We start from the raw sequence: 7592 nt of genomic DNA, 5'->3' as shown, positions 1-7592 counted from the left end.
CAAACCCTCAATCGTGTCACTCCACACGAATGCTCAAACTATTTTGCAAACTCAGGCTATGACCGGAGCTAATCTCATCCCGCTCTAGCGTTCCGCGCCTTGAGCTTCCGGGACAGCGGCGGTGTCCGCATCGTTGCCTTGCGCTTCCTCCGGCTCCTTGATCCGGAACCATGTCACATAGAGCGCCGGCAGGAACAGCAGCGTGATCGCCGTTCCCGCGATGATGCCGCCCATCATGGCATAGGCCATCGGTCCCCAGAACACTTCGCGCGCGATCGGGATCAGCGCCAGGCTGGCGGCGGCGGCCGTCAGCGCGATCGGCCGCATGCGGTGCTCGGTCGCCTCGATGACCGCCGCCCAGCGGTCCTTGCCTTCTTTGACGAGGTCTTCGATCTGCACGATCAGGATGACCGAGTTGCGGATCAGGATGCCGATCAGCGCCAGCACGCCGAGGATGGCGACGAAGCCGAGCGGCGCGCCRCTGGGCACCAGGGCCGCCACCACGCCGATCAGGCCGAGCGGCGCCACCGCCACCACCAGGAACAGGCGCTGGAAGCTCTGCAGCTGCACCATCAGGATGGTCGCCATGATGAACAGCATCAAGGGCACCACGGCCGCGATCGGTCCCTGGCTCTTGGCGCTTTCCTCGACCGAGCCGGCGGTTTCCACTGAATAGCCGGGCGGCAGCTTGGCGATGAAGGCGTCGACCGAAGGCTTTAGTTCGTTGACGACGGTCGCCGGCAGCACGTCGCCGACCAGGCCGGCGCGCACGGTGATCGTCGGCGTCCGGTTGCGTCGCCAGACCGTCGGCTGTTCGAGATCGTAGCGGAAATTGGCGACCGCCGCGAGCGGGATCGACTCGCCGTTTCCGGTCGRCAGCTGCATGTTCTGCAAGGTTTCGATCGAGCCGCGCTCGGCCTCGCGCGAGCGCGCCACGACATTGATGAGATAGGTCGCGTCGCGCACCTGGGTGATCGTCGAGCCGCCCACCGTGCTGTTCAGCGCGCTGGCGATGTCGGAAGAGGTGATGCCGAGCTGGCGCGCCTTGTCCTGCAGCACGTCGACTCTGAGCACGCGCTGCGGCTCGTTCCAGTCAAAGGTCGGCGCGGCAAGCTTCGGATTGGCGGAAATGACACCGGCGAATTGCTGCGCCAGCTCGCRCACGGTCTGGATATCGGGACCGCCGACGCGGTACTGCACCGGCCTGCCGACCGGCGGGCCGAGCTCCAGCAATTTGACAAAGGCGTCGGTGCCGACGAACTCCTCGCGCAGCAGTTTTTCCAGCGCCGGCTTCACGCGGTTGCGGGCTTCGATGCTCTTGGTGACGATGACGGTCTGGCCGAAATAGGGATTGGCCGGCTGCACGTCATAGGCGAGCACGAAGCGCACGGCGCCCTGGCCGATATAGGAGGAGAAATGGTCGATGTCGGGATTGCCGACCAGCGCGCGCTGCTCGAAGCGCACCATCTGGTCGCGCGTCTCCGTGATCGAGGAGTTCTGCGGCAGGTTCCAGTCGACGATCAGCTCCGGCCGGTCGGATGGCGGGAAGAACTGCTGCTGCACGAGGCCGAAGCCGGCGACCGAGGCRGCAAACAGAAGCACCGTCACGATGATGGTCAGCCAATGGCGGCGAACGGAAAAGACAAGCACGCGCCGGAACAGCGAGGTGAATCGTCCAGGCTGGTCGTGATGCTTAGTCTTCWTCGTCGCCGGCAGGATGGTGACCCCGAGCAGCGGCGCAAACAGCACGGCCACGATCCATGACACAAGCAGCGACACCGCGATGACGACGAAGAGCGTGAACGTGTATTCGCCGGCGGCGCTTGAATTGAGCCCGATCGGAATGAAGCCTGCGACCGTCACCAGCGTGCCTGTCAGCATCGGGAAGGCGGTCGAGGTATAGACATAGGTCGCCGCCTTGCGCAGATTGTCGCCGACCTCCAGCCGCGCCACCATCATCTCGACCGCGATCATCGCGTCGTCGACCAACAGCCCGAGCGCGATGATCAGCGCGCCGAGCGAAATGCGCTGCAGCGATATCCCGAGATATTCCATGACGGTGAAGGTGATCGCGAGCACCAGAGGGATCGACAGCGCCACGACGAAGCCGGCCCGCAGCCCAAGRCTGATGAAGGAGACGGCGAGCACGATGGCGACCGCCTCGAACAGCGCCCGCGTGAAGCCCGAAACCRCTTCCTCGACGATGACCGGCTGGTCGGCCACCAGATGCACGCCGACGCCGACCGGCAGGTCGGCCAGCACCTTCTGCATCTCCTCGTGCAGGGCCTCRCCGAATTTCAGCAGATTGGYGTTGGGCTTCATGCCGATGGCGAGCCCGATCGCGTCCTGGCCGTTGAAGCGGAACAGGGCCGTCGGCGGGTCGACATAGCCGCGCCGGATCGTCGCCACGTCGCTCAGCCGGAAGAAGCGGTCGTTGACGCGCAGGTTGATGGCCCGCAGGCTCTCCTCGGAGGTGAACTGGCCRCCGACACGCACGCTGATGCGCTCAGGGCCGGACTGGATGACGCCGGACGGCGTGATGGCGTTCTGCGCCTGCAAACTGGCGACGATTTGCTGCTGGTTGAGGCCGAGCGCCGCGATCTGGCGCGTCGAGAATTCGAGATAGATCGCCTCATCCTGCGCGCCGACCAGATCGACCTTGCCGGCATTCGGCACGGTGAGGATCTTGGTTCGGACATCCTCGACATAGTCGCGCAATTGGCGCGGTGTCAGCCCGTCGGCGGTGAAGGCATAGATGTTGCCGTAGACGTCGCCGAAGCGGTCGTTGAAGAACGGTCCCTGCACGCCTTGCGGGAACTGCGCCTTGATGTCGTTGACCATATTGCGCACCTGAAGCCAATTCGGCACGACGTCGCGCGCCTTGGTGGTGTCCTTCAGGTTGACRAAGATGACGGTCTGGCCGGCAGTGGTGATCGATTTGGTGTAGTCGAGGCTGTCGAGCTCCTCGAGCTTCTTCTCGATGCGGTCGGTCACCTGCTGCACCGTCTCCTTGACCGAGGCGCCGGGCCAGTTGGCCTGGATGATCATGGTCTTGATGGTGAAGGCGGGGTCTTCTTCGCGCCCGAGATTGAGATAGGAGAAGATGCCGGCCGCCACGAAGACCAGCATGAAATACCAGACCAGCGAACGGTGGCTGAGYGCCCAGTCCGAGAGATTGAAGCCCTTCATCAGACCCCGCCCTCCGGCACCTTGACCTTCTGGCCTTCGCTCAAGCTGTGCACGCCCGCGGTGACGACGCGCATGCCGGCCGCGAGCCCCTCCGACACGGTGAAGCTGCCGCCGCTCTTGGCGGCGACCTTGATCTCGTGCGCGCTCACGCTGGAGGATCGCGGATCGACGATCCAGACCTTTTGCGAGCCGTCCTTTTCGAGCAGCGCCGACATCGGCAGTTCGATTGTCGGCGCGACCTTGGTCATGCGTGTCGCGGTGATCGTCGAGCCGAGCCGGAACGCCGACGGTGGATTGATCAGTGTCAGCCGCACGCGGCGGGTGCGCGTGGCGCCTTCCGATTGCGGCGCGACCTCGCGCAGCTTGGCGTCGGTTTTGATGGTCGGCAGCGATTGCAGGATGATTTCGAACGGGGTGCCGACGGTGAGGTCGCCGGTCAACTGGTCCGGGATGTCGACAACTGCCTCGCGCGGGTCGGTGCGCGCCACGGTGACGATCGTCTGTCCCGGCGAAACGGTCTGGCCGACCTCGGCGCCGACGGCGGTGACGACGCCGTCGAAATCGGAAAACAGCCGGGCATAGCCGAGCTGCTCCTGCGATTTGGCCAAGGCGGCATTCGCCCGCTCGACGCCGGCGGCCGCGGCTTGCCTTGCCTGCTGCGCGGCGTCGAAGACGGACTGGGAGGTGTTGGCAGAAGCGAGCAGGGCGCGCTGGCGCTCCTCGCTGGCCGCCGCATTGGCGAACTGCGCCTGCGCGTTCGACAGATCGGCCTTCGATGCCTGGACGGCAAGCTCCAGCGCCGTCGGATCGAGCGCCGCGATCGTCGTGCCCTTGGTGACGAGGTCGCCGACCTTGACGTCGCGCGAGACGACGCGGCCGAGCAGGCGGAAGGCAAGGTCGGCGCTGTATTGCGGCTCGACCGAACCGGCGAAGCCGAAGGTCTCGACGGTCTTCGGTTCGATCACCACCGACAGAACCGGTCGGACGATCTCCGGCGGCTTCTCTTCCGAGCGCGAGCAGCCGGCAAGCGCTAGAAGGGCGAGCAGGGGAGCGATGCGCGGCAACTGGTTCATTGCTTTGCCCCCGCCACTTCGATCGTCTGTCCGGGGCTGAGCAACTGCCCGCCGGCGGTGACGATGCTCTGGCCTTCCTGCAGGCCCTTGTCGACGACGACAATGCCGGAATCGAAGGCGAGCACCTCGACCGGCGCCGGCGTCACTGCCTTGCTCGACGGGTCGACGATCCAGACGGCGGGCTTGCCGCCGGTCGAGGTCAGCGCCTGCCAGGGCAGCAGGATAGCTTTGACCGACCTGGCGCTGACCGTGCCGATCACGGCCGCGCCCAGCGGCATGCCGGCGGGCGTGTCGGGAATGCCGACCTTGACCCGGATCGACCCCGACGCCGTATCGACCGCCGGCGATATCTCGCGCACCTTGCCGACCGCGCGCACCTGCGGGTCCGACAGCAGCGTGATCGTCACCGCGGGCGAGGACGGCGTCTGCGCAACCAGCGTTTCGTGCACGTTGAAGACCGCATCGCGATCGCCGTCCTCGGCGATGGTGAACACGGTCTGCGCCGCCTGCACCACCTGCCCGGCCTCGACCTGGCGCGCCGTGATGACGCCGGCGGCGCCTGCCTTGAGCTCGGTATAGGACAGGTTTTCCTTGGCGTTGGCGAAAGCGCTTTGCGCGGCATCGACGCTGCCTTGCGCCACTTTCAGCGTCTGATTGGCGGTGTCGAAATCCCGCCTCGTGGTGAAGCCCCGGGCCAACAGGGTCTTCTGCCGCTCATAGGTGGCCGCGGCCTGGGTGAGCTGCGCCTGCGCCGCGTCGAGATCGRCCTGGGCCGAACGCAGGTCCGATTCCTGTTCCTGCGGGTCGATGCGGGCGAGCACCGCGCCCTGGTCGACATGCTGGCCGACATCGACCAGCCGTTCGGCGACCCTGCCGCCGACGCGGAACGACAGATTGTTGAGCGTGCGGGCGGCGATCACCCCGGTCAGCGAGGTCCGTGGCGCGTAATCGGCGAGCGCGACTGTCTGCGTCGTCACCACCACAGGTAATTTCTTTTCCGCCACCTGCTGTTTCTGGCAGCCGGCGACTGAAAACGCGGCGGCGAAACAGGCCAGCAGCAACAAGATGTTTGGACGAGGCAAAGGGCGGAGCGGCGAAGACGGCAAGGCGGACGATGTCGCGTTCCTGCTCATGGTTCCCCTCGATCCGTGGGGGCCGCTCCTGACRGCGGCACGTCGCGGATGAAATGAGATTAATCGATCGGCGGGAAAAGGAAACTGTTTCCGAGGCGCGTATCGCCGGGCTGGTTAAGAACATCGTTCCCCATCTTCGAGGCAGGCCCAATCGACTGGGCCAACGTGYCAACTTGAGGAAAACGTGAAATAAGGTCAGAAGGGTTTTGATCAACGGAACGGGTCCTATCCCGACGAGGGATACCCGATGAGGGACGATATGAAGAATTCAGCCATTTCCGAACGCAAGAATCARTCGATCTCGCGCGGCGTCGGCATGACGACGCAGATCTACGCCGATCGCGCCGAGAATTCGGAAATCTGGGATGTCGAAGGCCGCCGTTACATCGACTTCTCGTCCGGCATCGCCGTGGTCAACACCGGCCACCGCCACCCGAAGGTGATCGAAGCCGTCAAGGCGCAGCTCGACCGCTTCACCCACACCTGCCACCAGGTCGTGCCGTACGAGAGCTACGTGCGTCTCGCCGAACRCCTGAACGGCATGCTGCCCGGCAAGTTCGACAAGAAGACCATCTTCGTCACCACTGGCGCCGAGGCGGTCGAGAACGCCATCAAGGTCGCCCGCAACGCCACCGGCCGCCAGGCGGTCATCGCCTTTTCCGGCGGCTTCCATGGCCGCACCTTCATGGGCATGGCGCTGACCGGCAAGGTCGTGCCCTATAAGGTCGGCTTCGGYGCCATGCCGGGCGATGTCTTCCATGCGCCGTTTCCGGTCGCGCTTCATGGCGTTTCGGTCGCGGATTCGCTCGCCGCGCTCGACAAGCTGTTCAAGGCTGACGTCGATCCAAACCGCGTTGCCGCCATCATCGTCGAGCCGGTGCAGGGCGAGGRCGGCTTCTACGAGGCGCCGCGCGATTTCATGGCATCCCTGCGCAAGATCTGCGACCAGCATGGCATCCTGCTTATCGCCGACGAGGTGCAGACCGGCTTTGCCCGCACCGGCAAGATGTTCGCCATGGACCACCATGATGTGGCGCCCGATATCACCACCATGGCCAAGAGCCTTGCCGGCGGCTTCCCGCTCTCGGCGGTCACCGGCCGCGCCGAGATCATGGACGCACCCGGCCCCGGCGGCCTGGGCGGCACCTATGGTGGCAGCCCGATCGGCGTTGCCGCCGCGCATGCCGTGCTCGACGTCATCGAGGAGGAAAAGCTCTGCGATCGCGCCAACGCGCTGGGCGCCAGGCTGAAGCAGCGGCTGGTTTCGATCCGCGAGGACGTGCCGGAGATCGTCGACATTCGCGRCCCGGGCTTCATGAACGCCGTCGAGTTCAACGACGTGAAGAAAGGCCTGCCCTCGGCCGAGTTCGCCAATGCGGTGCGGCTGAAGGCGCTCGACAAGGGCCTCATCCTGCTCACCTGCGGCGTCTACGGCAACGTCATCCGCTTCCTGTCGCCGATCACCATCCAGGACGGAGTCATGACTGAGGCGCTGGATATCCTGGAGACCGCGATCCGCAACGCGCGGGCCGCCTAGTCGAAATAGTCAGAGCGTCAGCGTCAACTATCCTTGGGCATTCTTCCTTCATCGAAAATGCCCTGGATGTCGCGTGAGCCGTGCAGGATGCGTTCTACACGCACGTCGTCGCCTTCGACGGTATAAAAGATGACATATTTCTGGAACGCGACGGAGCGCAGGCCGCGCCAGAGTTCGGAACGGGGAGCGCCACCACGTGGCGCATCCAAGATGGTGCCGCATCGCACTCGAAGTGCCGCTATCAGGCGGCGCGCGGCCGCCGGATTTTCAGCCTGGATATAATCGCCAATCTCTTCAATGTCCTGCACGGCGGCAGGGGCGAAACTGAGAGCCATTATTTGCGGCCTTCAGCCGCGTATCTTTTCTCCAGCCGATCAAAAACGTCTTCGGCCGGAATAGYTGGTCCGCTCTCTACACCCTTGCGGATGTCTTCACGCAGTGCAGTAAGCTTCGCCTGCCGGTGCTCTTCGCGTTCCTCCAAAAGACGCAGGCTATCGCGCACAACTTCGCTTGCGCTGGCGTAGCGGCCACTCTCGACAAGCTCGCGCACGAATGCCTCGTAGCGAGAGCCAATGCTGTAGCTTGCAGGCATGGAACAATCTTTCGCTTATCCAAAATTATCAATTTATGATAAGTCAGCCGAGATCTTTTGCCAAGGCT

The 7592-nt window shown here is 64.5% G+C and carries 6 protein-coding genes; 1 reads left to right on the top strand and 5 read right to left on the bottom strand.

All coding sequences use genetic code 11. The features are described 5' to 3' along the window. Positions 1–84 precede the first annotated feature (84 nt). The 3 genes from LCM4576_RS18000 to LCM4576_RS17990 are packed head-to-tail and all read right to left on the bottom strand — an operon-like array spanning position 85 to position 5395. The gene (locus LCM4576_RS18000; RefSeq protein ID WP_071033490.1) at positions 85–3189 is read right to left on the bottom strand and encodes an efflux RND transporter permease subunit; all 3105 of its coding nucleotides are present in this window, start codon (positions 3187–3189) and stop codon (positions 85–87) included. Then, complete coding sequence (locus LCM4576_RS17995) at positions 3189–4262, bottom strand: efflux RND transporter periplasmic adaptor subunit (protein WP_071033488.1); 1074 nt, start codon at positions 4260–4262, stop codon at positions 3189–3191. The genes LCM4576_RS18000 and LCM4576_RS17995 overlap by 1 nt, the downstream gene beginning before the upstream one ends. Next, on the bottom strand, positions 4259–5395 hold the full coding sequence (locus tag LCM4576_RS17990) for an efflux RND transporter periplasmic adaptor subunit (RefSeq protein WP_071033486.1): 1137 nt from the start codon (positions 5393–5395) through the stop codon (positions 4259–4261). Before LCM4576_RS17990 ends, LCM4576_RS17995 begins: the two co-directional genes overlap by 4 nt. 259 nt (positions 5396–5654) lie before the next feature. Between LCM4576_RS17990 and LCM4576_RS17985 the strand changes: the two genes are divergently transcribed. Next, entirely contained in the window at positions 5655–6932 is a 1278-nt protein-coding gene (locus tag LCM4576_RS17985) for a 4-aminobutyrate--2-oxoglutarate transaminase (RefSeq protein WP_071033484.1), read from the top strand. A gap of 23 nt (positions 6933–6955) precedes the next feature. Here LCM4576_RS17985 and LCM4576_RS17980 read toward each other — a convergent pair whose 3' ends face one another. Next, positions 6956–7267 carry a type II toxin-antitoxin system RelE/ParE family toxin gene (locus LCM4576_RS17980; RefSeq protein ID WP_071033483.1) on the bottom strand — a complete coding sequence of 104 codons (312 nt, stop codon included), beginning with the start codon at positions 7265–7267 and terminating at the stop codon, positions 6956–6958. Further along, the gene (locus LCM4576_RS17975; protein ID WP_071033481.1) at positions 7267–7524 is read right to left on the bottom strand and encodes a type II toxin-antitoxin system ParD family antitoxin; all 258 of its coding nucleotides are present in this window, start codon (positions 7522–7524) and stop codon (positions 7267–7269) included. Before LCM4576_RS17975 ends, LCM4576_RS17980 begins: the two co-directional genes overlap by 1 nt. Between the last annotated feature and the right edge of the window lie 68 nt (positions 7525–7592).

This window comes from Mesorhizobium sp. LCM 4576 (genome assembly GCF_001854815.1).
Lineage (GTDB): Bacteria > Pseudomonadota > Alphaproteobacteria > Rhizobiales > Rhizobiaceae > Mesorhizobium > Mesorhizobium plurifarium.
The sequence above is the reverse complement of the archived record's forward strand: the minus strand, read 5'-3'. Positions and strand labels throughout refer to the sequence as shown.

Bases quoted from the DNA above. Each gene is read 5' to 3' on its own strand.
- LCM4576_RS17980 (WP_071033483.1), bottom strand. From the start codon at position 7,267: ATGGCTCTCAGTTTCGCCCCTGCCGCCGTGCAGGACATTGAAGAGATT.
- LCM4576_RS17995 (WP_071033488.1), bottom strand. From the start codon at position 4,262: ATGAACCAGTTGCCGCGCATCGCTCCCCTGCTCGCCCTTCTAGCGCTT.